Below are 26,364 nucleotides of genomic sequence, written 5' to 3' on the forward strand. Positions count from 1 at the left end.
CGCACCCGAGGGTTCCCTGCGAGAGGGGGGCCGCTGTCGCCTTCGAGGGCGGGCAGGCGGGCGCGCGGTGTAACCCGGGCCCTCACGGGGGCGTAGTGGGGACATGACTTCCGCGCTCCTCGCCCTGCCGCTGGTGCTGCTCACCGCCGCGCCCGTCTCCCGCACGCCCGTCGTGGTGGAGCTGTACACCTCCGAGGGCTGCTCGAGCTGCCCGTCCGCCGACGCCGCCCTGGCGCGGCTCGCCCGGGCCCAGCCGGTGGAGGGCGTGGAGCTCATCCCCCTGGGCTTCCACGTGGACTACTGGGACGACCTCGGGTGGAAGGACCCCTACGCCTCGCCCGCATTCAGCGCGCGCCAGCGGCGCTACGCCCTCAACGGGGACGACAACCGCGTCTACACGCCGCAGATGGTGGTGGACGGGGAGCGCAGCTTCGTGGGCGACGAGGCGAAGGCGCGCGAGCAGGCGGCCTCCGCGGCGAAGCGGGCCAAGGTGGCCCTGCGCGTCGGCGCGCGGGTGGAGGGGGACGCGGCGGTGCTCACCGTGCGGCTCGACGCGGCGCCCCCGGCGGGTACCGAGTTGTGGGCCGCGCTCACCGAGGACGGCCTGTCCAGCCGGGTGACTCGGGGCGAGAATGCCGGCCGCACGCTGGAGCACGCGGCGGTGGTGCGCGCCCAGGTGACGCTGCCCGCGCCCAGGGCGGACCCGGCGGGCGGCTTCGTGTCCGAGGTGCGCGTGCCGCTGGCCTCGGGCTGGAAGCGCGCGTCCCTGCGCGCGGTGGCGGTGGCCCAGGAGTCACGCGGCCCGGTGCGCGGCGCGGCGGCGGTGGCGCTCGCTCCGAAGTCGTAGACACCGTTGCAAGGAGGGCGCGCCCGGAGGTGAAGCCGGACGCGCCCCCGTGTCACGGGGGCGGCGTGTACGGCGTCACAGCTGCTTCAGCGCCTCCTGCGGGAAGGCGCGGGCATCCACCTTCGGGTACCACGCCTTCACCTTCCCGTCCGGGCCGATGATGACGCCCACCCGGCGCGCGTTCGGCGACTTCACGTCGTCGCAGGCGCCATAGGCGAGCCCCAGCTTGCGGTCCGTGTCACTCAGCAGCGGGAAGTTGAACCCGAACTTCTCGGCGAACGCCTTGTTCTCCTCCAACGTGTCGAAGCTGACTCCCAGAATCACCGCGTTCTTCTCTTCATATTGCGTCTTCTGGTCGCGGAACCCGCAACCCTGGGCCGTTCAACCCGGGGTGTCCGCCTTCGGGTAGAACCACAGCACCACGTTCTTCCCCTGGTAGTCCGCCAGCCGGTGCGTCCGGCCGGTGTGGTCCCTGACGGTGAAGTCCGGTGCCACGTCTCCTGGCTCGAGCATGCGAAAGCCCCTCGCGCGGCGGTGCCGGAAGTCCCGCCACGCCGGTGTCCTCGTCCAACCTCCGGCCCCGTGTACGTAGCATGGCCGACTGCCCCCCTGACGGGCGCGCGACCCACGGCCGGGGCGGAGTGCCAGCAGCCCGACAACCCACTCGCGGCACTTGAAGCGCCCGTCTACACCTGCTTAGTGGGACCCCAAATGAAAGGCGCAGGACCCATCCCCGACGCGGCGCAACGGCGCGCGCTCATGGGCCGTCTTCGCGCGGCGTTGAGCCGCCTGATTCACGAGCTCCTCCAGGCCTCCAACCGGCTGCGGCTTCCGGGGCCCTCGGTGCTGCCGGTGGCGGGCGCGGTGGTGGGGCTCTACAGCGGGCTGGCCGCGGGCATCTTCGCCAACCTCATCGGCCTGATGACCGGGCTCACCTTCGGCGCCGCCGAGCTGACGCACACGCTGCGCCGGGGCCAGCTCAAGACGCTGATGGAGGCGTTCTCCACCGCGCACTGGCACTTCGAGTACGCCATCATCGGCGCACCGCTGGCGCTGGGCGCGCTGCTGGTGGGCCGCTTCATCCAGCCCGGCGGCCCGCGCGACGAGGTGAAGCGCCGGCTGAAGCTGCTGGCGCTGCTGACGCTGGGCGCGCTGTCGCTCTACTACCCGCTGGTGGCGCTGGCCGCGCTCAACAGCGTGTTCGGCCACTCGCACAACCTGCCCGAGACGCTGGCGGACCTGCCCTGGTGGCTCATGCTGCTGGCGCCCACGCTGGGCGGCATCGTGGTGGGCCGGCTCCTGCGCGACAGGCCGGAGACCCACGGCCACGGCGTGCCGGAGGTGGTGCGGGCGGTGAAGAGCGGCGCCAACGTGGTGCCGGCGGACCGCGGGCTGCTGAAGCTGGTGGCCTCCGCGATAACGATTGGCAGCGGCGGCTCCGCCGGACGCGAGGGCCCCATCGTCTACGGCGGCGCGGCGTTCGCATCCACCGTGGGCCGCGTACTGGGCTTCAGCCGCAGGGAGCTGTCCATCCTCCTGGCGTGCGGCGCGGGGGCGGGCATCTCCGCGTCCTTCAACGCCCCCATCGCCGGCGCGGTGTTCGCGATGGAAATCATCCTGCGCGAGTTCGAGCTGCGCGTCTTCTCGCCCATCATCCTCGCCAGCGTGGCGGGCACCCTGGTGAGCCAGGGCGTCCTGGGCGAGGCGCCCATGCTCCGCCGCGTCCCCTACGAGCTGGTCAGCGGCGGCGAGGTGGTGGCGTACGCGGGGCTGGGCATCGGCTGCGGGCTCTTGGCCTTCGCCTTCGTGCGGCTGCTGCACGGGGTGGAGCACTTCTTCCAGGGGCGCGGCGGGGGCCGGCTGTCGCCCTGGCTCGCCCGCAGGCCGCTGCACTACCGCGCGGGCCTGGGCGGGCTGTGCGTGGGCCTGCTGGCCTTCATCAGCCCCCCGGTGTGGGGCAGCGGGCACGACTTCATCAACCTGGCCGCCATCGGCCGGCTGCCCCTCCTCTTCCTCGTCACCGCGTGCGTGCTGAAGCTGGTGGCCACCGCGCTCACCATCGGCTCGGGCGGCTCGGGCGGCACCTTCTTCCCCGCGGCCGTCATCGGCGCCATGGCGGGCGGCGCCTTCGGCACGCTGGTGCACTACGTCTTCCCCGCCAGCACCGGGCCCAGCGGCGCGTACGCCCTGGTGGGCATGGGCGGCGCGGTGGCGGCGCTCAACCGCGGCCCGCTCACCGGCATGATGATGCTGTACGAGCTGAGCGGGAACCACGACATCATCCTCCCGCTGATGGTGACGTGCACCATCGCCTCCGCGCTCTGCCACTACCTCATCGAGCGCAAGGCGCCGAAGGTGCAGAGCGACACGGACCTGCTGGAGGGCACGCCCGTGCGCACGGTGATGGCGCACCTGGCCCCCGTGCCCGCGGGGACGCCGCTGCGCCCGCTGACCGACTTGCTGCTCACCTCCGAGGCGGGCGCCCTGCCGGTGCTCGACTCCGACGGACAGGTCTACGGCACCGTGCAGGTGGAGCAACTGCGCGAGGTGTGGCGCGACGAGGCCATGTACCCGCTGCTGGTGGCCAGCGACCTGGCGCGCAAGCTGCCCCTGCTGTCGCCCGACCAGGACCTGGCCCACGCGCTGCGCGTCATGGACCAGGAGGACGTGGACGCACTGCCCGTCACCACCCCGCCGGGCAGCCCCACCTGCGGGCTGCTCACCCGCGGCGCCGTGCGGCGGTTCCTCTCCGCCCAGCACGCCTACGCCCACTCGCACGGGAGCTACCCGGTCAGCCCCACCGAGGTGTCGCGCTGAGGCTCCGCTCCTGGCGCCTCTCCTGACGGGGGTTTGTCAGGAACAGGGGGGCCCGGGCATCCTTCGCGCCATGTCCGAGACCCGCCTGCCCGAGCTGCGCGCCGAGCTGTCCGCCACCCACCACGACGCCCGCATCCGCCGCATGGTGGAGCTGGGCCGCCGCGCGCCGACGGACCCGGACGCCAGCACCGCGCTGGAGGGGCTGGCCCGGGGAGACGCGTACGAGCGGCGGCTGGCCCTCGCCGCCCAGTTCACCCGGCGCGACGGCGCCCACGTGCTCCACGCCACGTCCGACGCGTCCAGCCGCATCCGCGCCCTCGCCTTCCGGCTGGTGCCCCTGGCCTGTGACGACGCCCAGGCGCTGGAGGCCCTGAAGATGGCCTACGCCATGCGCCGCGAGGGCGCCATCCTGAGGGGCCTCGTGCGCAAGGAGCGCCAGGGCGTCATCGACGCGTACCTCGACTGGCTCGCCGCCCGCACGGGCGTGCCGGACTTCGCGGACGCGGTGCCCCTGGGCACGCCCGGCGCCATCCGCCGGCACCTCGCCCGCGCGCTGGAGAAGCCGAGCCTGCGCTTCTGGAACCGGCTGTCGCGCTTCGCCCCGGACATCCTCGCGGAGGTGCTCGCCGCGCGCCTTCGGGCCGTGCCCGGTGAGCCCGACCCGGTGACGCGGTGGCAAATCCTCGCCTACCTGCCCCGCATCGCGGACCAGGTGCCCGACGCGGCGCTGGAGCTGTTCGAGCTGCTGCTCGCCCGGCACATCCTTCCGGATGGCTCGGCCTGGAGCTGGCTCGCGCGGCACCGGCCCGAGGCCGCGCTGGCGCTGCTGCAGCGCCACGCGCACGCCACCGTCTTCTGGCAGACGTTCGCGCACGCGGCCCCCCGGCTGAGCACGGAGTCCCTGGCGTGGCTCGTGCGCGAGGCGCCGGGCTCGCTGGGGAACGTGAAGACGCTGCTGCCCCTGCTCTCCGAGCCCGCGCGCCGCGCCGTCGTCGACGCGTGGTGCGCCGCCGTGGACGTGGCGCCGGCCTGGGGCACGGAGCTCTTGCGCTCCATCTCCGACGCGCAGGTGCGCGAGCACGTGTACTCGCGCTGGAGCGTCGCCTCGCGCGACAAGGACGGCGTCATCTCCCTGGACGTGCTGAGCCTCCTTCCCCTCGACCTGCGCGAGCGCGAGGCCCGCCGCCACCTGAACGAGGTGGTGGCCCTGGGCACCCGCCCGCGGCAGCGCATGGAGTACGCGCGCCTGCTGCCCTGGGACGAGGCGCAGTCCGCCCTCCAGTCCTACCTGGGCCACCCCGAGGGGGACACGCGCGGCGCGGCGCTGACGACGCTGCTGGCCATCCCCGGCCTGCGTCCCGACGACACCACCCTGGTGGACCGGGCCCTGCCCCTGGTGCTGGCGCGAAAGAACGAGCAGGACCCGGTGCGCGCGGCGATGCTGGGCGCGCTCGTGTGGTGGCCCCGCCGCGTGTGGCGCCGCGAGCACACCGAGGCGGTGGGCCGCATGGTGCGCGACGCGCTCGACGCGGCGGACCTGTCCCACGGGACGGCGCAGCTGGCGGAGACGCTGGTGCTGCGCGTCTTCGCACGGGACGCCGCCTGGGGCGCGACGTGGCTGGCCACGCTCATCAAGGAGCGTGGCGTCCTCCACAACCCCCGGCTGGGCGAGCAGCTCAGCGACGACGAGGTGCGCGCCGCCGCGCCCCAGCTCTTCGACATCGCGAAGGCCTGGGCGCAGCGCGAGCGCGGGGGCCCGCTGCTGCTGCTGGTGCAGAGCCTGGGCGAGCGCGTGGGCCTGGTGCCGGGCCTGGAGGACCTGCTCGTGGGCATCCGCGACGAGACGGGCTGGGCCTGGATGGCGCTGGGCATCAGCCAGTGGCTGTCCGAGCACGGCCGCGCGCGCTTCGAGGCGACGCTGGGCACCACCGTGCGGCGCTGGTACGACCGGGGCTGGCTGTCGGAAATCATCGCCCTGGCCTCGACGCAGGAGCCGAGGAAGGAGGGAGAGCCCCTGCACGTCGAGCTCGTCTCCGGTCTGGAGCGCGTGGCGCTGCGGCTGGGCAAGGAGGCGTCCTCCGCGCTCAACGTGCTCTTGCAGCAGGACTGGCGCGCCTTCGACCGGCTGCTGCCCGCGCTGCTGAAGGCCGACGCCAGCGTCATCTGCTTCCCGGTGGTCCACACCTACCTGCACCGCCGCCGGCAGGACCTGCTCACCCCCTACCTGGGCGCCCCCGTCATCCACGGCCGCTTCGCGACGGGGAAGACGGGCTGGCTGCTGTCCTTCGGCGACGGCTTCTTCCGGTGGACGCCGGAGCAGAGCGCCGCCTACTCGCACTCCGTGGGGCGGATGCTCGAGGACCGCGAGCGCGACACGCCCACGCTGCTGTGGGCCACCGCGCTGCTGGCGGCCATCGACTGGGCGCCCATGGACAGGCTGTGCGCGCTGGCGGACGACACGCGGCCGGCCGTGCAGGAGAAGGCCCTGCGCGTCATGGGGCGGTGCGACCAGGGCCAGGGCGTGCCCACGCTGCTGCGGTGCCTGGAGGACGCGCGCGCCCGCATCGCCATCTACGGCCTGCGCCGGGCCCTCAAGGGCATGCCGCCCTCGCGCGTGGTGTCGCTGCTGTCCTCCGTGCCCCTGACGAAGGTCACCGTGGCCAAGGAGGTGGTGCGCCTGCTGGGCGAGCTGCGCTCGGACGCCGCCTACGCGCGGCTGCTGGAGCTGGACGGCCTGACGCTGCACCGGGACGTGCGCATCGCCATGCTGCGCGCCCTGTGGGACCACCTGGACCGCGAGCCGACGTGGGGCGTCTTCGCCCGCGCGGTGGACGGCACCGACTGGGTGATGGCCTCGCGCCTGGGCGACATCCCCGCGGACCGGCTCACCGTGGAGTCGGACCGGAAGCTGTCCGAGCTGCTCGGGCGCGTGCTGCGCCGGCCGGAGCCGGAGGCCCGCATCGACCTGCTCAACCGCGCGGCGTACCTCGCCGTGAGGGACACCGAGCGCACCTTCCTGTCTGCCTGCGGCGCGCGGCTGGGCTCGCCGTATGACGACGAGGGCGTCGCGGCCATGCGCGCCATCCTCCACCGCTCCGACGAGCGCGACCTGGAGCGCCTGGAGGGGATGCTGGACGCGGTGGCGGCGGACCGGCGCGCGCTGAGCGTGGCGCTGAACCAGCTATTGGCCCTGCCGGTGAAGTCCCGCGCCAGCTACATGCAGGCGGCGCTGGCGGCGGAGCGCGTCCTGTCGAAGGACGCGCGCCTGGCGCCGCTGCGGGTGCGGTGCGCGGGCGCGGCCCTGGCTCCGGTGGAGTGGGCCGCGCGGGTGGCGCACATGGGTGAGGCGGGTCACCTGCACGCGGATGCGCTGGAGGCGTGCCGGGGCGTGGTGGGCGCGCTGCCCGTGGGTGAGCTGGAGGCCGTGGAGGCGCGGCTCACCGCGAGCCCGAGCGCGGAGGCGCGGCGGGTGGCCGTGTGGTGCCTGGTGCAGGACGCGGCGCCCGGACGCGGGTGGACGCCGGAGCGGCTGGCGCGGCTGGCCCGACTCCAGGCGGATGACGCTCCGCTGGTCTCCGGCGCCGCGCAGGTGGTGTTTCCGCCCCGGGAGATGGTGGCGAAGCCCGCCTGATTCAGGACGCGGGGCGGGCCGCACGGAATGACGTGCCCGTACCGCCCCACCGCCGGCAGCATCGGAAGGAACGTTCCTTCCGCCAGCCCGCCGCCCGTCAGGGCGGACGGAGTACGGGGGAAGGAACGTTCCTTCCGCGAACCTGCCCGCGCGGTGGAGCCGTCACGCGCGGCCGATGCCGTAGTACGTGAAGCCCTCCTCGCGCACCTGCACCGGGTCGAAGATGTTGCGGCCGTCGAAGATGACGGGGCCCTTCATCAGGCTCTTGAGCTTGCGCAAATCCGGCCGGCGGAACTCGTTCCACTCGGTGACGAGGAAGAGGCCCTCCGCCCCTTCCGCCGCCGCGTAGCCTGACGGCGCGTACAGCACCCGGTTGCCGAAGTAGCGCTCCGCCACCTTCGCCGCCACCGGGTCATGCACCTGCACCCGGGCGCCCTTGCCCAGCAGTCCCTCGATGAGCTCCACGGCGGGGGCCTCGCGCATGTCGTCCGTCTTCGGCTTGAAGGCCAGGCCCCACACCCCGAAGGTCCGGTCCGCCAGCTCCCCGTAGTGCCTCAGGGCCTTGGCCATCAGCGTGCGCTTCTGCCGCGCATTGGTGCGCTCCACGGCGCGCAGCAAATCCAGCTCCAGGCCGAACTCACGCGCGGTGGCCACCAGCGCCTTCACGTCCTTGGGGAAGCAGGAGCCGCCGTAGCCGCAGCCCGGGTGGAGGAAGGGGTAGCCGATGCGCCGATCCGAGCCCAGGCCCTTGCGCACGTATTCCACGTCCGCGCCCACCTTCTCGCAGAGCGCGGCGACGTCGTTCATGAAGGAGATGCGCGTGGCCAGCATCGCGTTGGCGGCGTACTTCGTCAGCTCCGCCGAGCGCGTGTCCATGTAGAGGATGGGGTTCTCCGTGCGGACGAAGGGCCCGTAGAGCTGGCCCATCACCTTGCGCGCCCGCTCGGACGTGGTGCCGATGACGACGCGGTCCGGCTTCAGGAAGTCCTCCAGCGCGGCGCCCTCCTTGAGGAACTCGGGATTGGAGACGACGTCGAACTCCACGTCCGTCACCGCACGGATGGTCTCCCGCACCCTGTCCGCGGTGCCCACCGGCACGGTGCTCTTGTCCACCACCACCGTGTACTGCTTCATCGCCTTGCCGATGCCCTCGGCGGCGGCGAGGACGTACCGGAGGTCGGCGTCACCGCTCTCCCCTTCCGGCGTCCCCACGGCGATGAAGACCACCTGCGCGGGCGTCACCGCCCTGGCCAGGTCGGTGGTGAAGTGGAGCCGCTGCGCGGCGGCGTTGCGGCGCAGCAACTCCTCCAGCCCCGGCTCGTAGATGGGGACCCGTCCCTCCTGCAGGGCCTGGACCTTGCGCGCGTCCACGTCCACGCAGGTGACCTCGTTCCCCGACTCGGCGAAGCACGTCCCCGCCACGAGCCCCACGTACCCCGTACCCACCACCGCAATCTTCATGACTCCCCCCGTCCTTCATTTCCAGCTCAGCGCTGCACGATGAGCCCTTCCGCGGGTGTCCCCGCGGCGGAGGCACGGCTGACCTCCCGGGCGTACTCCTCCAGGGCCAGGGCGCGGTGGGCCACCGTGTGCTCGGCCAGCACCCGCGCCCGGGCCTTCTCCCCCAACGCACGCCGGTCCGCCTCCGACAGCTCCCGGAGGTGGCCGAGCACGTCCTTCGCCGTGCGTGCCAGGAGGATTTCCTCCCCGGGCACGAAGACGCTCTCCAGCCCGTTCCACACGTCGCTGATGAGGGGCACCCCGCAGGCGGCGGCCTCGAAGAGGCGCACGCCGGGCGAGTACCCCGCCAGCACCATGTCCGCGCGCGTGACGTGCAGCGTGAAGCGCTGGGCGCAGTAGAAGTCCGCGTGCGCGGACGGCGGCAGGTGCGCCACCCGCTCCACGTTGGAGGGCCACCGCACCACCGCCGGGTACTGCGGGCCGGCGACGACGAAGCGCCCCGCCCGCCACTGGAACGCGGCGTCCAGCAGCAGCCGCGCCAGCGTGGGCTGCCGGTGCGTGCTGTAGGTGCCCAGGTAGCCCAAATCCCAGTCGGGCGCGCGGGGCCGGGGCAGGAACAGCTCCGGGTCCACGCCGCGGTAGAGCGGGCGCGCCGCGGGCGAGCCCAGCTCGCGCTCGAGGCGCCGCAGCATTGGGCCGCCGGTGAAGGACAGATACAGCCGGTAGCCGGGGACGAGGTCCGGCGAGAGGTACTCGAAGTCCCCGCGCGCCAGCTTCGCGAGCGTCACCGGCGTGTCGAAGTCATAGAAGGCCGGGATGCCCCGCGCGGTGGCCTGCACCCAGCGCCCCACCTCCACGCCCTGTGGGACGGAGGAGCCCACCACCACGAGGTCCGCGTCGCGCACGTCCGCGGCGAAGCACTCACGCAGCTCCGCCAGGTCGGCGTACAGCTCCGTGCGTCCCCAGGGCGGGCGGGGCAGGTCCCGGTGGGCCGCGTACCAGGACACGTCCCGCTCCAGGAAGAGGACGTCGTGCCCTCGGCGCACCAGCTCGCGCACCAGGCCGCGGAACGTGGCCGCGTGCCCGTTGCCCCGGGACGAGGTGATGGACAGGCCGAGGATGACGATGCGCATGCACCGGGGCTCCATCACGCCACTCCCTCCAGCGCCCGCGGCGGCGCCGCGTGGGTGTCGACGCCCAGCTCGCGGCAGATGCTCAACAGCTCGTCCACGCGGTGCGCGCAGGTGTGGCGGGCCAGCACGGTGCGCCGGCCATGGGCGGCCAGCGCGTGGCGCGCGTCCTCGTCCGCCAGCAGCATGCGCAGGTGGCGCTCCATCTCCGCCCCGTCGCGCGCGAAGAGGAAGTCCCGGCCCGGGGTGAAGAGGCCCTCGGCGTCCTCCCACGGCGCGCTCACCAGGGGGATGCCGCAGGCGAGCGCCTCGAAGACGCGGATGGTGGGGATGCCCGGCAGCGCGGAGGCATACGGCCCGCGCGGCACGTGCACCGTCAGGCGTGCGCGGGCGAAGGCCCGCGGGGCCTCGGGGTTGGGCAGCCAGCCGCCGTACTGGATGCCCGCGTCGGCCAGCGCGCGCTTCGCCGCGTCGGGGTAGCGCACGCCGTGGACGCGGGCCTTCAGCCCGAGCGACTTCACCGGGCCGAGCAGAAACGCGTGCAGCTCCGCGGTGCGCTCGTCGTCGCCCCAGTTGCCCACCCAGCAGAGGTCCTCCTCCTGCGCCACCGTGGGCAGCGGGCGGAAGACGCGCGTGTCGGCGGCCTCGTGCCACGTCCAGGCCCGGCGGCACCAGCCCCGGGCCAGGTAGAGACGGCGGATGACGTCGCCGAAGGCCAGCACGCCGTCGTAGTGCGACAGGTCTCGACGGGCCAGCTCCAGGGGCGCGGTGACGCTGTGGTGGTCCGTGTCGTGGAAGAGCAGCCGGAAGCGTCCGCCCCGGGCGCGCTGCTCGCCCACGCGCCGCACCAGCTCCGGGGGGCTCCACTCGTGGACCAGCACCACGTCCGCGCCGTCCAGCGCGAGGTCCAGGTCCAGCGTGCCCGGCTCGTACGGGTGCGGCCGCACGCGCGGGTAGATGGCGCGCACCGCCTCGAGCGCCTCCTGTCCCCGGGGCTCGGCCAGGAGGTGCTGGAGGCTCCAGGCGTCCTTCGGCTCCCAGACGCGCACCTCGTGGCCGCGCTCGGCCAGCTCGGTGACGATGCCGCGCAGGAAGTGCGCGTTGCCATGGTTCCAGTCGGACAGCAGGGAGTGACAGAAGAGGACGACTCTCATGGCGATGGCCTCTCCGGAGAAGGCTGCCGAGCGCCGCCGGCCCCCTTCGCCGGCGGGAAGGGGCGGCCCCCCACCAGCTCCTCCAGCCAGTCCCGCAGGCGGGTGAGGCCCTCGCGCACGCCCACCCGCGGCGCCCAGCCGGTGGCGGCCTGGAACTTCCGCGTGTCGGACACGTAGTAGCGCTGGTCTCCCGCGCGCCAGTCCTCGTGGCGCACGTCGGGCCGGTGGCCCACCAGCTCCTCGAGGAGGTCCAACAGCTCCAGCAGGCTCGCCGTCCGCGTGGGGCCGCCGCCGAGGTTGAAGGCCTGGCCGGAGACGGTGTCCAGGTTCGCCAGGGCGAGCCGGAAGGCGCGCACGAGGTCGTCGACGAAGAGGAGGTCTCTCACCTGCATGCCGTCGCCGTAGAGGGTCAGCGGCTGGCCCTTCAGCGCGCGGATGAGGAAGTGGGCCACCCACCCCTGGTCCTCGGTGCCGAACTGGCGCGGGCCGTAGACGCAGCTCATGCGGAACACCGTGGCGCGCAGGCCGTAGCCGCGTGCCCAGTCCAGCACGTACTGGTCCGCGGTGCCCTTGGAGCAGCCGTAGGGACTCTCGAAGTCCAGCGTGCGGCACTCGCTGATGCCATTGGCGCGGATGTCCGGGTCCAGCGGCTCGTAGCGCCGCGCCCCGGCCACGAAGCGCAGGCCGGGAAGGCCGCCATACACCTTGTTCGTGGACGTGAAGAGCAGCGGCGCCGGCGTGTCCATGGCGCGCAGCGCCTCCAGCACGTTGAAGGTGCCGCGCGCGTTGACCTCGAAGTCGTGCGCGGGCGCCTCCAGGCTGGTGGTGACGGCCACCTGTGCGCCGAGGTGGAAGACCTCGCTCGCGTGGCGCACGGCGCCGCGCACCGAGGCGGCGTCGCGGACGTCGGCCACCTCCACGTCCAGCCGCGCGCCGTGACGCTCCTTCAGCCAGCGCAGGTTCCGCTCCACGCCCGGCCGACCGAGGTTGTCGTAGACGAGGACGCGGCGGCCCTCCTCCAGGTACGCGTCGGCGACGTTGCAGCCGATGAAGCCCGCGCCGCCGAAGATGACCACCTGCCGCTCCGCGCGCGCGCCGCGCGAGGGGCCGAGCCGCCGGAAGCCCTCCGCCAGTCCCGCGAGGCCACACTCCGCCCACAGCCGGTAGAGGAGCTTCGGGCTCCCGTCCGCGCGCTTCAGGCCCAGGTACCCATCCCGCTCGTCGGTGCCCTCCCGGGGCGTGTCCTCCACCGAGGCCGCGTCGCACAGGCCGTCCCAGTACATGCGCGGCACCGGCGCCGCGGCCGCGTCGAGGAACTCCGCCACCTGCCGCCGCTCTCCGTGACGCCACGTGGAGTAGCCGGCGGACGTAATCCACACCTCCGCGCGCGAGCCGCGCCGCGCGAGCACGTCCTCCACCGGCTCCAGCCACGCGCGCCAGCCCGTCCACGGCGTGTCATGCGTGTCCGGCCAGCCGTGCACGCCCACGGCGTCGAGCGCGTCCGGGCCCAGCCGCTCCAGCAGCCCGTCCAGCCACGGCGGGTCCACGGGGCTCATGCCGCCCAGCACCACGCGCTTGCCGGCCGCGTGCGCACGCTTCGCGCCCTCGGCCACCATGGCGGTGAAGGTCTCCCACGCCGGGTCCAGCCGCCAGTCATAGGAGGACAGGCTGCGCGGCTCGTCCCACAGCTCCACCCACTCCACGAAGCGCCCGTGCTCGGAGAGGAACCGCTCCACGAAGTCACCGTAGGCCCGCGGCTCACCGGGCGGTGCGCTCTCCCGGCCTCCGCCCACCAGGCCCTCGGGCGTGCCCACCAGGCAGGGCAGCACGCACACGTCATGGGACAGCCGCCGCATCAGCCAGCGGTACCAGCGGGCCCCCTCCGGCGTCGCCGCATGGGCCCCGGACACCCGCGTGCGCAGCTCACGCACGCCCAGCACCTCGAGGTCCGCCAGCGCCGTCTCCACCGAGGCGTGGTCGCCTGGGGTGAAGTCCCGCACCAGCCCCACCCGCGAGGTGCGAAGCCCCGCGCCGCTCCGAATCCTGTTCCGTGTCATCCGGTGAGCCCCCCCCGCCTCCGCCCGCGCCGCGCCCTGGATGCAGGTGATGAGAACCTGCCTGCTCTTCATTGCCCCGCCCCCGCCGACACCGTCAGAACCTTCGGAGGCCGCCCCCCAGATGCCTCGTACCCGGGTCGTAGCTCGGCCGGGCGACCCGAGCCCCCGGCTCGCGCGGGCAACGTAGGTCGCGGCAAATCGGGCGGGGAGTGTCGTGCCGCGTCACCGTCCTGCCCGCGCATCACGGTGAAGCCACGTCGCGCCCCGCGAGGCACGCTCGCGCTACCACCACGTGACACCCTTCCCGTACCGGGGACGCGGGCGTGACTCGACACGCGCCCCCGACTCGGGGGACGGGGAGTGGCGGTCCGCGTCGAGCCCGTGTGTGTGCCCGCCCCCAACACCCACACCAGAGCGTCCTGGCCGGGAGCAGGCCGCCCGGTCATGCTGCGGGCCCGGGAGGTGCTCCATGGACATTCTCCGAGCAGGCCCCGCCGAGCACCCGCTGCTCCACAACCTGTACCCGCTCTACCTGCACGACTTGAGCGAGTTCGGCGTGGAGTACCGGCTGGACGAGCAGGGACGCTGGCAGCCGGACTGCCTGCCCACCTGGCTGAGCCGCTCGCCCGACGTCCACCCGCTGCTGCTGCGCCACGAGGAGCGCACGGTGGGCTTCGCCTTCGTGGGGGAGACGCCCTTCCCGTACATGACACCGGGGCGCGACTTCCGGATGAGCGAGTTCTTCATCCTCCGGGGCGAGCGACGGCGGGGACTCGGCCGGCTCGCCGCCCGCGCCATCTTCGACCGCTTCCGCGGCGTGTGGGAAGTCTCGCAGCTCCCCGGCAACCGCTCCGCCATCGCCTTCTGGCGGAGCGTCATCGCCGAGTACACCGACGGCGCCTTCGAGGACACGCGGGTGGACGGCTCGCCGGCCCAGGTCTTCGACAACCGTCGCCCGCCCGCCCGCGCCCAGGGCCGGTAGACACGCTCCAGCGCGGCCCGCCGTGTGGTGCTGAACGCGGAGAGTGCCGGGCAACGGATGCGACCGTGGCGCATGCGTCCGGGAGCCGACCGTGCCCCCCACCCTGCCCCGCGGAACGGGTATCCCTGCTTTCGCACGTGCGGAACCTTGGCGCCCATGAATGACTTCAAGGGCAGGCGAGTGGTCGTCCTCGGGGGCTCGGGATTCCTCGGCTCCCATCTCTGTGAGCGGCTCCTGCGCGACGGGGCCGGCGAGGTCATCAGCCTCGACAACCTCATCACCGGCAACGAGCGCAACCTCGTGGACGTGGCCCCGCTGGGCAACCTGCGCGTGGTGGTGCACGACATCACCGAGCCCCTGCGCGTGGACGGCCCGGTGGACTGCGTCTTCAACCTCGCGTCGCCCGCCTCGCCCAGCGACTTCGCGCAGCTCCCCATCGAGACGCTGCGGGTGGGCTCCGTCGGCACGGAGAACGGACTGCGGCTGGCCCGCGAGAAGGGAGCCGTGTTCCTCCAGGCGTCCACCTCCGAAATCTACGGCGACCCGCTCGTCCACCCGCAGCGGGAGGACTACTGGGGCAACGTGAATCCCGTGGGCCCCCGCTCCGCGTACGACGAGGCCAAGCGCTACGGCGAGGCGCTCGTCACCGCGTATGCGCGCATGCACGGAATGCAGACGCGGATTGCCCGCATCTTCAATACGTACGGCCCGAGGATGCGGCTGGACGACGGCCGCCTGGTGCCCACCTTCGTGGGCCAGGCGCTGCGCGGCGAGGACTTCACCCTCTTCGGTGACGGCACGCAGACGCGCTCGCTCTGCTACGCGAAGGACCTCATCGATGGGCTGGTGCGCCTGGCCCTCTCGGACGTCACCGAGCCGGTGAACCTGGGCAACCCGCGCGAGCTGTCCATCCTGCGCGTCGCCGAGGCCGTGAGGAACGTGCACGGCGGCGACGGGCGCATCGTCTTCAAGCCCCTGCCCCGCGACGACCCCCGGCAGCGCAAGCCCGACATCAGCCGCGCCCGCACGCTGCTGGGCTGGGAGCCACGGGTGTCCCTGGAGGAAGGACTGGTGGAGACGTTCGCCTGGTTCCGCAAGGTGATGACGCCCCGGGCACCGGTGCCACGTGCGGACTCCGCGCGCCAGCCGACGCGCCACGAGGAGCGGGAGCGCCGCGGCTGAAGGACTCGCGGCCTCCTTGGAGCAGGGCCCCTTGCGGGCACGCTCGGCCGCCCCGTACGTTCCAGGGTGGCGCGAGCATGAGCCGGGGCTCGTCGCGGGCAGGGACGTTTCCTGTCCCCACGGAGAGGCCGAGAGATGTCGTCCAGGTCCGCTCTTCCAGGCGCGTCCGATGCGACGCTCGTTCCCGCGGACCTGCCCGCCGCCTTCGAGGAGTACCGCCTCGTCCGACTGCTGGGACGCGGGGCCATGGGGGAAGTCTACCTGGCCCATGACACGCGCCTGGAGCGCCCGGTCGCCATCAAGTTCATCTCGCACGAGCGCCACCCGCCTTCGCCGCTCCGGCGCGAGTGGTTCCAGCAGGAGGCCCGGGCGATTGCCCGGGTGCAGCACCCGAACGTCGTCTCCGTCTTCCGCACCGGTGAGGTCTCCGGCCGCCCGTTCCTCGTCTCGGAGTACCTGCGCGGGCAGTCGCTGGACCGGCTGCCGCTGCCGCTGCGCTGGGAGGCTGCCCTGGAGGTGGCGGTAGGGCTCGCGCGCGGGTTGGCCGCGGCGCACCGCCAGGGCGTCCTCCACCGGGACCTCAAGCCCGCCAATGTCTTCCTCACCGAGGACGGCACCATCAAGCTCATCGACTTCGGGCTCGCGCAGCTCGCGGACGCCGAGGGGCCCACGGACACGGGACGCGCGGACGAGCCACCACCCCCCTGGCCCGTCCTGCCCGCGCTCCCCGAGGGCGAGGCGCGGGGCGCAGCCACGCTGGCGGACTCGCACCGGCTGCTGCCGCCCCGCCCGGGACGCGACGACTCCAGGGGCGACCGCTCCGCGCCGGCGCCGGCCATCGCGGGCACGCCGCTCTACATGGCGCCGGAGCTCTGGCGCGGCGAGCCCGCCACGCAGCGCACGGATGTCTATGGCTTCGGGGCGCTCGTGTTCGAGCTGTGCACCGGGGCGGCGCCGTTCGCACACCTGCCCTTCGAGACGCTCCCCAGAAACGTCCAGGTCGAGGAGGCGCCCGTGCTCTCGGAGCGGGTGCCGGGCATCGACCCGCGCTTCGCCGCGCTCGTGCAGCAGTGCCTGGCCAGGCAGCACCACCCGCGCTTCGAGTCGGGGGACGCGCTGCTCCAGGCGCTGGAGCAGCTCGCCCGTCCCCGGCGAGAGTGAGCGCGCCGGGCCCGCGGGAAGATCCTGCCCGTCGCTCGTTGGCAGGACACCGTGAAAACACCCCTCGTGCCTGTGTCCTGGCCCGCACTCACCGTGCTGGCCGCCTGCGAGCCCCCCGCCTCCACGCCGGATGTCCAGACGGCGGCGAGCGACGGCGGGATGCAGCTCGAGGCCGGGTGGTCCCCCCACGGCGCCATGCGGGAGACGCTCGACGGCAGCAGCCAGTCCTTCCAGAAGGAGCACGCCGTCTGCAGGCTCGTGGTCGTCCACGGGCGCAGGCGCGGGGCGGTCATCTCCCTGGGCAACGCGCGGTACGAGCTGGGCCGGGAGGGAAACGACGCGGGAGGCATCGCCCTCCAGGACGACCACGCGTCCCGGCGCCACGCCCTGCTCCAATGTGAGCCGGGGGACGGGCGATGCACCCTCACGGACCTGGGCAGCCGGAACGGCACGTTCGTCAACGGGGCGCGCGTCGACCGGGTGAGCCTGCACGACGGAGACGTGCTCCGCGTCGGAAGCTCGCTCCTGCTCTTCGAGCGACTGCAGCTGCCGCCCTACACGACGCTGCTCGCGGAGAGCGCCGGGGTGCGCGGCCCGAGCCTCCAGATGCAGCGCATCCGGGGCGACATCGCGCTCGTGGCGCCCCGGCCCCTCTCGGTGCTGGTGCTGGGTGAGACGGGAACGGGGAAGGAGCGCGTGGCGGAGGAGCTGCACCGGCAGAGCGGGCGCACGGGACGCTTCATTCCAGTCAACTGCAGCGCCATCTCCGCCGAGCTCGCGGAGAGCGAGCTGTTCGGCCACGTGGCCGGCTCGTTCACCGGCGCGGTGCGCTCCTCCGAGGGCGTCTTCCGCGCCGCCCACCGGGGCACGCTCTTCCTGGACGAGGTGGGCGACATGCCGCTGGCGCTCCAGCCCAAGCTCCTGCGCGCGCTCAGCAAGGGCGAGGTGCGCGCGGTGGGCTCCGCCGAGGCCAGCACCGTCGACGTGCGCGTCATCGCGGCCACGAACCACCACCTCAGCCTCGCCGTCGAGCGGGGGCTGTTCCGCGCGGACCTCCTGGCCCGGCTCTCCGGGTGGACGATGGAGCTGCCCCCGCTGCGGCGCCGCAGGGAGGACGTGCTTCCCTTCGCGCGCCTCGCGCTCGAGCGGGCCGGCTCCCCGCCGCTGATGAGTGCGAATGCAGCGGAGGCGCTGCTGCTCCACGACTGGCCCCTCAACGTCCGCGAGGTGGAGCAGTGCCTGGGCGCCGCCGCGGCCCGGGCCCACGGCGGCATGCTGCGGCGGCGCCACCTTCCCGCGTCCATCGCGGAGCGCCTGAGGGACCGCGAGTTCCCCCCGGACCCCGATGACATACCGACGCCCCCACCGCTGCTGGAGCTTGCCGTCGGCAGGGACACCGTCCCCTCGCGCGAGGAGCTGTGGCAGGTGCTCGTCCGCGAGCAGGGCAACGTCGCCCGCGCCGCGCTCTTCTTCGGGAAGGACCGGCGCCAGGTCTACCGCTGGGCGGAGCGGCTGGGCCTCGACGTCGAGGCGGCGCGGCAGTGAGCGGCAGCGTCCCACCCGGAATGGGACAGCGGCCCTCGCGGGCGGGACACCACCGGGACAGCCGGCCAACCCCCGGACACGACATCGGTTTTTGCTGGCCGTGCGGTTGCACAGGCAACTGGCACCTGCTCGCAAGCAACGCAGGCTCAACGCAGTACTCAAAAAAGGAAGAAACGATGAACCGCTTCAAGGTGTCGGCTGTTGCCTCCGCGCTCGTGGTCTCCGGTCTGCTGGGAGCCGCCGTGGCCCACGCCGGGCCAACGGATGGCGGCTTCCCCTGGTCCATCGGCGGCCTGAAGGTGGCCGACCTGCAGCAGGGCGGCGACAACGACGTGTACGTGAGGTTCAAGAACTCGGACGGCAACATCCGCACGGTGTGGCCGAACTCGGGGGGCACGGACCTCTGCGGTGGCAACGCCACGCTCCGGCTGGCCCGGGCGCGGACGAACTTCCAGGAGATTGTGGAGACGCTCCACGCGGCGGGGCTCGCGGGCCGGCCGGTGTGGGTGGCCTACGAGCCCACCGCGGGCGTCTGCTACGTCAAGGCCGTCTCCATCACCTTCTAGTGAAGGGTGACGCCATGACTCGAACCCGACTCCCCCGGGCGGCCCCCTGCGCCGCCCGCGTGTTGCTCCTGGGGCTCGCCACCCTCGCCGCCCCCGGCTGCGAGCCCATGGAGGGCGCGGCCGCCCAGGCGGCGCCCTCTGAAGAAGTGCAGCCGCAGACGTTCGAGCAGTTCCTGGCCCAGGCCCAGGTGCTCGAGGACGGCCGGCTCATCATCGACCAGGACATCCTCGTGGAGAACGAGGCCTCCGCCCGTGCCTTCTACGAGCAGGAGATGACCTGGTCCCGCCAGAGCCAGGCGGCACGCTCGCAAGGCGAGCTCGGCTCCGTCGGCCAGCCGCTGACGGTGAACCAGTCCGGCGGCGTGGACACCGTGTGGACCCATCCCCAGCGCATGGAGCTCACCTACTGCGTGGACACCGCCAGCTTCGGGGCGAACGCGAACCTGTTCCTGGACACGCTCGAGCAGGCCACCTACTCGTGGTCCCGCCGCGTCGGGGTGTCGTTCCGGCGCGTGGTGACGGCGACGTGCAACAACGCCACGAGCGGGGTGGTCTTCAACATCCGGCAGACGTCGCTCGGCGGCCCCAATGCCTCCGCGTTCTTCCCGAACGAAGGCCGGTCGGCGCGCGAGCTGCTCATCGACCCCGTCTCCTTCACCACGACGGCGGGCGGGCGTGACTTGCTCGGCATCCTCAGCCATGAGCTGGGCCACACCATCGGCATGCGGCACGAGCACATCTGGCTGGCGAACCCCTGCACCACGGAGGAGGCCACGAATGCGCGTCTGGTCACGGCCTATGACGCGAACTCCATCATGCACTACCCGCAGTGCCGGCCGAGCGGCACGGGGGGCTACCGGCAGTCCGACCTGGACTACTTCGGAGCGCAGACGCTGTACGGCACGGCGCCCGCGGTCCTCTCCGTCATCCTGTAGGTGCGGAGGCCGGGCCGCGCTGGCGTCCACCGCCAGCGCGGCCCCCCTGCACGCCTCGGGCGTCAGACCGACTTCATCCACTCGCGCAGAATGGATTGCAGCGCGGGGCCCCGGGCCTTCAGGTCCTTGCCGTCGCTGAACGTCACGAGGCAGCGGTCCTTCGCGAGCCACTCCAGCAGGCCGGCCGGGTCTTCCACCTTCACGCCCGTCTTCGCCGTTTCCTTCGTCTTCGCCCCCGTGTGAAGGATGAGGCGGATGCGGTCCGGGGTGCGCAGGTTGAAGGTCGCGAAGTGGTCCGTCGTGTAGAAGCTCGGCGCGTTCCACTTGAGGCCTTCGCGAATCTCGGGGCTGACGTCGAGGATGAGCCGCCGCAAGGCCTCCAGCTCCTTCTTCAGCGGATGCTCCAGGTCGCGCAGGAAGGCGATGACGGCGGGGTCCGTCCGGGAGCCGCCCGTTTCCACGGCGGCGGCGCGGCTTCCAGCCACCTCGCGAGGCTTGCGGCTGGCGGGGGCCTTCTTCGCGGTCTTCGCCTTCGGCTTGCTCGGCGCACTCCGGGACGCCTCGCGAGGCTTGCGGGCGGCGGGGGCCTTCTTCGCGGTCTTCGCCTTCGGCTTGCTCGGCATCCGGGAGTCCTCGTCAGCGCGCGGTTCGTGGCGCGGAAAGTGTCTGGAGGACCTCTTCGGTCAACGCCGCCAGCTTGTCCAGGTTGGCGCCGGTGTTGCTCAGGAGGATGACCGTCAGGCCGTTCGACAGCACGCGGCTCACCCGGGACTTGAAGGGGCCATTCGAGCCGCTCTGCCACGAGACGACCTCGTCCCGGCCCCCCAGCTTCAGCGTCTTCACCCGGCCTCCGTAGGCATAGCCCTCGTCCGCGACGTACGGGGTGGAGAGCTTCTGGAGGGCGCCCTTGGAGATGAGCCGCCCCTCATAGAGGGCGCGCGTCAGCGTGAGCAGGTCCGAGGCGGTGCTGAACGCCCCTCCGGTGCAGGCGATGAAGGCGGGATTCGGCACGAGGTAGCGCTTCGGCGCGGGCCGCACCTCCGTGTAGCCCACGGCGCTCCCGGAGACCTTCGTGAAGTCCCCCGCGAAGATGCCGGTGTCCTTCAGCTTCAGCGGCCCGAGGAGGCGCTGGACGTTCTCCGCGTAGGAGCGGCCCGAGGCGCTCTCGATGATGGCCTTCACGAGAATCCAGTTGGAGTGGGAGTAGTCGAACCGGGCGCCGGGCTCGAACTGGAGCGCGCCGCTCGCGTAGCGCTCCACCGCCGTGGTGAGGGGCAACTCCACCTCCGCCACCTTCCGGTCCGCCTTGAACGCGGCGATGAGGCCGTTCGGAACGCCGCTGGTGTGCGACAGCAGGTGGTGCAGCGTCACCTGGCCGCCGACGTCCTTGCGGTACGCCGGCAGGTAGTCGGAGATGGGGCGGGTCAGGGACAGCTTCTTCTCGTCCACGAGCTTCAGCACCACCAGCGACGCGACGAACTTGGAGATGGAGCCCAGTTGGTAGCGCGTCGTGAGCGCCGTGGGCGTGCCGGCCTCGAGGTCCGCGTGGCCGTAGGCGCGGTGGTGGAGGACCTCGCCGTTTCGCGCCACCAGGATGACACCGTTGAAGTCGGTGTCCGCGACGAAGCGGGAGAGGGACTCCTCCAGGCTGGCCGCCGAGGCCTGGACACCCACGAGCACCACCGACACCAGGAGACACAGCGACCGGGACAGCTTCGACAGCGGCATCACACCTCCTGGAGTACCTACGCAGGGCGCGAAGCCCTGATTGCGCGCTCCGGACACCCTACAGTTCCCGTGACACGCCCCGAATGTCCGGCTTGACGGCGCGGCACCCGTGCGCGCGAATGGGGCCCCCGCGATGCCGCCCCCCGCCCGCCTCCTCCGCTCGTCGTCCCGAGCGCTCCTCATCGGGGTGCTGGTGGCGGTGTTCCTCGCGCCGCTGGTGGTGATGTTCACCGGCTCACTGCGCCCTCCGGGCCTGCCGCCCCCACGCGGGGTGGAGTTGATTCCACAAGGCGCCGGGCTGGCCGCGTACTTCGCCACCTTCACGTTGGTGCCCTTCGGCCGCGCGCTCCTCAACTCCCTGCTGATTGCGGCATTCATGGTGCCACTGAGCGTCATCACCGCGTCCTGGGCGGGGCTGGCCCTGGCGCAGTCCACCGGGTGGCGCTGGCGGACGCTGGCCGGCACGGTGCTCCTCCTGGAGATGGTGCCCGGCACCGCCGTGTGGCTGGCGCGCTTCGCCGTCTTCAAGGTGCTGGGCCTCACCGGGACGCCCGTGCCGCTGGTGGCCCCGGCGCTCATGGGTGGCAGCCCCCTCTTCGTGCTCCTCTACGCGGTGGCCTTCCGGCGCCTGCCCCCGGAGCTGTTCGAGGCCGCGCGGCTGGAGGGCGCCGGCCCCGTGCGGCTGTGGCGCTCCATCGCCCTGCCGCTGGTGCGGCCCACCACCGCCGCGGTGGCGCTGCTGGCCTTCGCGCTGTCGTGGCGCAACTTCATCGACCCGCTGCTGTACCTCAGTGGAGAGGACGCGCTCACCGCGCCCCTCGCCCTGCACGCGCTGGAGCTGCTCGGCTCCACGCAGTGGCCCGTGCTGCTCGCCGGTGCCGTGGTCGTCACGCTGCCCGCCGTCCTCGCCTTCCTGGGCGCGCAGCGCATGTTCCTCGGCGAGGAGAGGGGAAGCGGATGGCTCGGACGATGAGGTGGACCGCGGCGCTCGCGCTGGCGGGCATGACGTCGCTGAGCGGCTGCAAGCGCGAGGAACCGACGGCGAAGGCCCCGGAGGCCGTAGACGCGGGCGCCCCCGCCACGCAGGCCACCGAGGTGACACTCCAGCTCTTCGGAGACCCGGCGGAGGTGGAGGGCTACCGCCAGCTCATCACCGCCTTCGAGGCGAAGAACCCGGACGTGAAGGTGCGCCTGGTCCCCATCGGCAAGCAGAAGGACCACATGGCTAAGCTCACCACCGCCTTCTCCGGTGGCACCCCGCCCGACCTCTTCCTCCTCAACTACCGGCGCTTCGGCCAGTTCGCCGCCAAGGACGTGCTGGAGCCGCTGGGCCCTCGCATGCAGAAGAGCGCCACCCTCAAGGAGCAGGACTTCTACCCGCAGGCCATGGAGGCCTTCCGTTTCGAGGGCACGCTGGAGTGCATCCCGCAGAATGTCTCCAGCCTCGTCGTCTACTGGAACCGCGGCCTCTTCGAGAAGCTGGGCGTGCCGCCGCCGAAGCCGGACTGGAGCTGGGACGACTTCCGCAAGACGGCCCAGGCCCTCACCCGCGACGAGGACGGTGACGGGCGCGCCGACGTCCACGGGCTCGCCTTCGACCCGAACCTGTCCCGCCTGGCGCCGTTCATCTGGCAGGCCGGCGGCGAGGTGGTCAATGACATCAAGGACCCGCGGCAGCTGGAGCTGCTCACGCCGCCCGCGCAGGAGGCGCTGCGCTACGTGCTGCGCCTGCAGCGCGTCTTCAAGGTGACGCCCACGCTGGAGGAGGCGAAGTCGGAGAACGCCGAGGCGCGCTTCGCGGCCGGGCGGCTGGGCATGCACCTCAACAGCCGCCGGCTGGTGCCCACGCTGCGTGAGGTGACGGCCCTGGACTGGGACGTGGCGCCGCTGCCCCGGCACAAGCAGAAGGCCACCGTGCTGCACTCGGACGGCTTCTGCATGTCACGCGCGTCGAAGGTGAAGGACGCTGCCTTCCGCTTCGTGGAGTTCGCCCTGGGCACGACGGGCGCGGAGCTGCTGGCGCGCAGCGGGCGCACGGTGCCTTCGCTGCGCGCCGTGGCGGAAGGGCCCGCGTTCCTGGACGCGAGCCAGCGTCCCGCCTCGGCCCGCGTCTTCCTGGACTCCCTGCCCATCATGCGCCGGCTGCCCAACGCTCCGGTGTGGAACGAGGTGGAGGCGCGCGCGGACGTCATCGTCGAGGAGTGGTTCTACACGGTGCCCCCCGGGGGCACGAAGCTGACGCAGGCGGACTCCACCGAGGTGCGCCCCGCGCAGGAGGCCGGTGGCTCCATGAAGCGGCTGCTGCGCCAGCGCGACGAGGTGAACACGCTCGGCCAGGAGCTGAACGAGGCCGTGCAGGGCATCCTCGACTCGGCGCCGCGGCCGGATGCCGGAGCCCCTTGAAGGGAGCGCCATGACAGGACGCGCCCCGCGCGGGAAGGAAGCCATGCTCTGGCTGGCGGCGCCGTTCCTCGCGGCGGCGGCGCTGCTGGTGGGCGTGCCCGCGCTGCTCGCGCTGGGCTTCGCCTTCACCGAGTACGACGCGCTGAGCCCCCCGCGCTTCGTGGGCGTGGCGCACTTCGTCCGGATGTGGGGCGACCCGCTCTTCTGGACGGCGCTGGGCAACTCGCTGCTCTTCGCCGGCATGGCGGTGCCCCTGCGGCTCGCGGTGGCGCTGGGGCTGGCGCTGCTGCTGCACCGGGGCGGACGGCTGGCGCGGGCGGCGGTGTTCCTCCCCACGGTGGTGCCGGACATCGCGTATGCGCTGCTGTGGCTGTGGCTGCTCAACCCGCTGTACGGCCCGCTCGCGCTGGCGCTGAAGGCGGCCGGCGTGACGAGCGGCGGGTGGCTGCTCACGCCGTGGGGCGCGCGCGGCGCGTTGGTGGCGCTCACCGTCTTCCAGCTCGGCGAAGTGTTCGTGGTGCTGCTGGCCGCGCGGCGCGAGCTACCGGAGGAGCTGTACGAGCTGTGCGAGCTGGAGGGCGGCAACGCGCTCACCGTCTTCCGCAGGGTGACGCTGCCGCTGCTGGCGCCCACGCTGGCGCTGCTCGCCGCGCGCGACGTGGTGGTGAGCCTGCAGACGACCTTCGTCCCGGCGCTCGTCATCACCCAGGGCGGGCCGCGCTACGCGACCACCTTCCTGCCGCTCTACATCTACGAGAACGGCTTCGAGTACCTGCGCATCGGGTACGCGTCCGCGATGACGTGGGTGATGTTCCTCGTCACCGCGGCCATGGTGGGCGCGCAGCTCTGGGTGCTGCGCGAGTGGCGGGCTTCCACCACTCGCCAGGCCTGAAGGCCTTACTTCGTCCCGGCGTCCGGCGCCGCCGAGGGCTTGCGCAGGGGGCACGACACAATCGCCCCATTCGGGTCGATGGCGTCGCTGCCGGTCTCCACCTTCAGAATCTTCCGTCCCTCACCGATGACGAACGTGTACCGCTTGGGCACGGAGAGCAGCGGCATCTTCACGTCATACGCCGCGACGACCTCTCCTTTCGGGTCGGGAATGAAGGGGAACGGTGCTTTCAGCTCGGCCTTGAAGCGCGCGAGCGTCTCCGCGTCATCCATACTGACGGCCAGGACCTGGCCGTGGAGCTTCTCGATGTCCGAGTACCTGTCCCGGTACGCCGAGAGCTCGCGGGTTCAACCACCTGTGAAGGCTTTGGGGAAGAAGGCCACGATGACGGGCCCCTGCTTCACCATCTCCGACAGGGTGTACACGTTGCCGGCCGTGTCCTTCACGGTGAAGTCCGGCGCCGTGTCACCCGCCTGCGGAATGGCCCCACTGAAGAGGCCCGCGACGAGCACTGGAATGAGCATGGCGGAGACTCTACTTCGCTTCGGCCAGGCGTGCCCACACCGCCGCAGCGGCCTCGCGGGCCTGCTCCGCCACCACCGTGGGATTCACCGACAGCGGCCGGCGCGCCCACATGCGCCAGACGCCGTCCACCATGACGGCCTCCACGTGGCGGCTGCCCAGGCCGAACACCACGTGCCACGCCAGGTTCTCCGCGGTGAGCGGCGTGGCCGGCAGGTAGTCGAGGATGAGCAGGTCCGCCAGCGCGCCCTCGCGCATGGGGCCCACGGGCGTCTCGAAGAGCTGTGACACCAGCCGGTGGCCGTTGGCGAGGTAGCGCAGCACGTCGATGGGCTGCCCCGCCTCGCGCGAGCGCAGGTACGCCGCCTGGGCCTCCGCGAAGAGGTCCGCGGACACGGCGTCCACGCCGAGCGTGGCGCGGTGGCCGAACTTCAGCGCGGGCGCGTAGCCCACCTCCAGCCCCTGGTTGGAGCGCGGCGTGTGGACAATCCACGCGCCGGTGGCAATCACCTGGGCCAGGTCCGCCCACTCCAGGTGGCCCACGTGCGCCAGTTGGCTCTTGGGGGACAACAGGCCCGCCTCCAGCAGCCGGGCCACGGGCGAGGCGCCGTAGCGCTCCGTGGAGAGGCGCTCGTCCAGCGGGTCCTCGGCGAGCGGCAGGTGCAGCCCGGCATTGCCCAGCGACTTCAGCGCCTCGACAATGCCCTGCAGGCCGTCCGGCCCCAGCGTGAAGCAGGGCCCCGCGCCCACCTGCCCGCGGAAGCGGCCCTTGGCCTTCTTCGCGAAGGAGACCGTCTCCTCCAGGCCCTCCTCGCGGACCACCGCGCCCAGCCGGTCCGACACCGCGTAGGACAGCACGCCGCGCACGCCCACCTCGTGGAGCCCGCGCGCCAGCCGCACCAGCGAGCCCGACACGGCCTTGGGGGAGGAGTGCGAGTCACAGACGGTGGTGGTGCCGCACTGGAGGGCCTCCAGCCCGCCCGCGGTACCGGCCACCTGCACCGCGTCCAAATCGAGCGCGCTCTCGTAGGGCCAGAGCACCTTCTCCAGGCTGTCCTGGTACGTCTCCAGCGGGGGGTGTGGCATGCCGCGGCCAAGCACCGCGTGCAGGCGGTGGTGCGCGCTGACGAGCCCCGGAAAGACGAGCTTGCCGGAGAGGGCGACGACTTCGTCGTCAGGGGCGGGGGTGAGGTCCGGCCCGCGAGCGACGATGCGCTCTCCTTCGATTCGCAAGTCCACGCGCTCCACGAGCGCGGGTTCCAGCTCGACGACGTAACCACCCTTGAGGACGGTGCCCAACATCCCTCCGTTCGCAGCGTGTGCGTGTCAGGGGCCCTCCTCCCGTGGGCCC

General features: G+C 72.6%; 21 protein-coding genes. 12 read left to right on the forward strand and 9 right to left on the reverse strand.

The features are described 5' to 3' along the window. The first annotated feature begins 103 nt into the window (after positions 1 to 103). On the forward strand, positions 104 to 847 hold the full coding sequence (locus ACX9TP_RS40305) for a DUF1223 domain-containing protein (RefSeq protein WP_482975993.1): 744 nt from the start codon (positions 104 to 106) through the stop codon (positions 845 to 847). A 75-nt stretch (positions 848 to 922) separates the two neighbouring features. Here ACX9TP_RS40305 and ACX9TP_RS40310 read toward each other — a convergent pair whose 3' ends face one another. Further along, positions 923 to 1,360, reverse strand: a complete 438-nt coding sequence (locus tag ACX9TP_RS40310; RefSeq protein ID WP_482975994.1) for a peroxiredoxin — start codon at positions 1,358 to 1,360, stop codon at positions 923 to 925. A 246-nt stretch (positions 1,361 to 1,606) separates the two neighbouring features. Between ACX9TP_RS40310 and ACX9TP_RS40315 the strand changes: the two genes are divergently transcribed. Together ACX9TP_RS40315 and ACX9TP_RS40320 are read left to right on the forward strand one after the other, a co-directional pair. Beyond that, on the forward strand, positions 1,607 to 3,664 hold the full coding sequence (locus tag ACX9TP_RS40315; RefSeq protein ID WP_482982293.1) for a chloride channel protein: 2,058 nt from the start codon (positions 1,607 to 1,609) through the stop codon (positions 3,662 to 3,664). Positions 3,665 to 3,734: 70 nt separating this feature from the next. After that, positions 3,735 to 7,295 (forward strand): hypothetical protein, encoded by a 3,561-nt coding sequence (locus ACX9TP_RS40320; RefSeq protein WP_482975995.1) that lies wholly within the window; start codon positions 3,735 to 3,737, stop codon positions 7,293 to 7,295. 162 nt (positions 7,296 to 7,457) lie between these two features. On the opposite strand, the gene ACX9TP_RS40325 is transcribed toward ACX9TP_RS40320, so the two are convergent. From ACX9TP_RS40325 to ACX9TP_RS40340, 4 genes are read right to left on the reverse strand one after another with little or no spacing between them, the layout of a single operon-like run. After that, positions 7,458 to 8,756 carry a UDP-glucose dehydrogenase family protein gene (locus ACX9TP_RS40325; RefSeq protein WP_482975996.1) on the reverse strand — a complete coding sequence of 433 codons (1,299 nt, stop codon included), beginning with the start codon at positions 8,754 to 8,756 and terminating at the stop codon, positions 7,458 to 7,460. 26 nt (positions 8,757 to 8,782) lie between these two features. Then, a complete protein-coding gene (locus tag ACX9TP_RS40330) occupies positions 8,783 to 9,889 on the reverse strand; it encodes a CgeB family protein (RefSeq protein ID WP_482975997.1) in 1,107 nt (368 codons plus the stop codon). A 14-nt stretch (positions 9,890 to 9,903) separates the two neighbouring features. Then, positions 9,904 to 11,040, reverse strand: coding sequence for a CgeB family protein (locus tag ACX9TP_RS40335; protein ID WP_482975998.1), 1,137 nt, complete (start codon positions 11,038 to 11,040; stop codon positions 9,904 to 9,906). Continuing rightward, positions 11,037 to 13,097 carry an NAD-dependent epimerase/dehydratase family protein gene (locus ACX9TP_RS40340; RefSeq protein WP_482975999.1) on the reverse strand — a complete coding sequence of 687 codons (2,061 nt, stop codon included), beginning with the start codon at positions 13,095 to 13,097 and terminating at the stop codon, positions 11,037 to 11,039. The genes ACX9TP_RS40335 and ACX9TP_RS40340 overlap by 4 nt, the downstream gene beginning before the upstream one ends. A gap of 469 nt (positions 13,098 to 13,566) precedes the next feature. Between ACX9TP_RS40340 and ACX9TP_RS40345 the strand changes: the two genes are divergently transcribed. From ACX9TP_RS40345 to ACX9TP_RS40370, 6 genes are all read left to right on the forward strand, one after another. Further along, entirely contained in the window at positions 13,567 to 14,079 is a 513-nt protein-coding gene (locus ACX9TP_RS40345) for a GNAT family N-acetyltransferase (RefSeq protein WP_482976000.1), read from the forward strand. A gap of 156 nt (positions 14,080 to 14,235) precedes the next feature. After that, a complete protein-coding gene (locus ACX9TP_RS40350) occupies positions 14,236 to 15,261 on the forward strand; it encodes a UDP-glucuronic acid decarboxylase family protein (protein ID WP_482976001.1) in 1,026 nt (341 codons plus the stop codon). Between the two features lie 135 nt (positions 15,262 to 15,396). Beyond that, positions 15,397 to 16,422 (forward strand): serine/threonine-protein kinase, encoded by a 1,026-nt coding sequence (locus ACX9TP_RS40355; RefSeq protein WP_482976002.1) that lies wholly within the window; start codon positions 15,397 to 15,399, stop codon positions 16,420 to 16,422. Between the two features lie 51 nt (positions 16,423 to 16,473). Continuing rightward, positions 16,474 to 17,967 (forward strand): sigma 54-interacting transcriptional regulator, encoded by a 1,494-nt coding sequence (locus tag ACX9TP_RS40360; protein WP_482976003.1) that lies wholly within the window; start codon positions 16,474 to 16,476, stop codon positions 17,965 to 17,967. A gap of 176 nt (positions 17,968 to 18,143) precedes the next feature. Further along, positions 18,144 to 18,533, forward strand: coding sequence for a hypothetical protein (locus ACX9TP_RS40365; protein ID WP_482976004.1), 390 nt, complete (start codon positions 18,144 to 18,146; stop codon positions 18,531 to 18,533). A gap of 14 nt (positions 18,534 to 18,547) precedes the next feature. Then, a complete protein-coding gene (locus ACX9TP_RS40370) occupies positions 18,548 to 19,468 on the forward strand; it encodes a M57 family metalloprotease (RefSeq protein WP_482976005.1) in 921 nt (306 codons plus the stop codon). Positions 19,469 to 19,530: 62 nt separating this feature from the next. Here the strand turns inward: ACX9TP_RS40370 and ACX9TP_RS40375 are convergent, their stop codons facing one another. Continuing rightward, positions 19,531 to 20,091: a DUF1801 domain-containing protein gene (locus ACX9TP_RS40375; protein WP_482976006.1), complete on the reverse strand. Its 561-nt coding sequence runs from the start codon at positions 20,089 to 20,091 to the stop codon at positions 19,531 to 19,533. A gap of 13 nt (positions 20,092 to 20,104) precedes the next feature. Beyond that, entirely contained in the window at positions 20,105 to 21,196 is a 1,092-nt protein-coding gene (locus ACX9TP_RS40380) for a serine hydrolase domain-containing protein (protein WP_482976007.1), read from the reverse strand. Positions 21,197 to 21,329: 133 nt separating this feature from the next. Between ACX9TP_RS40380 and ACX9TP_RS40385 the strand changes: the two genes are divergently transcribed. From ACX9TP_RS40385 to ACX9TP_RS40395, 3 genes are read left to right on the forward strand one after another with little or no spacing between them, the layout of a single operon-like run. Further along, positions 21,330 to 22,169 carry a carbohydrate ABC transporter permease gene (locus ACX9TP_RS40385; RefSeq protein ID WP_482976008.1) on the forward strand — a complete coding sequence of 280 codons (840 nt, stop codon included), beginning with the start codon at positions 21,330 to 21,332 and terminating at the stop codon, positions 22,167 to 22,169. Then, positions 22,154 to 23,599: an ABC transporter substrate-binding protein gene (locus tag ACX9TP_RS40390; RefSeq protein WP_482976009.1), complete on the forward strand. Its 1,446-nt coding sequence runs from the start codon at positions 22,154 to 22,156 to the stop codon at positions 23,597 to 23,599. The genes ACX9TP_RS40385 and ACX9TP_RS40390 overlap by 16 nt, the downstream gene beginning before the upstream one ends. Before the next feature lie 10 nt (positions 23,600 to 23,609). Continuing rightward, complete coding sequence (locus tag ACX9TP_RS40395) at positions 23,610 to 24,491, forward strand: carbohydrate ABC transporter permease (RefSeq protein ID WP_482976010.1); 882 nt, start codon at positions 23,610 to 23,612, stop codon at positions 24,489 to 24,491. Positions 24,492 to 24,496: 5 nt separating this feature from the next. On the opposite strand, the gene ACX9TP_RS40400 is transcribed toward ACX9TP_RS40395, so the two are convergent. Continuing rightward, positions 24,497 to 25,015 (reverse strand): peroxiredoxin family protein, encoded by a 519-nt coding sequence (locus ACX9TP_RS40400; RefSeq protein ID WP_482976011.1) that lies wholly within the window; start codon positions 25,013 to 25,015, stop codon positions 24,497 to 24,499. Positions 25,016 to 25,025: 10 nt separating this feature from the next. Continuing rightward, entirely contained in the window at positions 25,026 to 26,312 is a 1,287-nt protein-coding gene (locus ACX9TP_RS40405) for an amidohydrolase family protein (protein WP_482982294.1), read from the reverse strand. Positions 26,313 to 26,364 lie beyond the last annotated feature (52 nt).

Source organism: Pyxidicoccus sp. M15, from assembly GCF_056858435.1.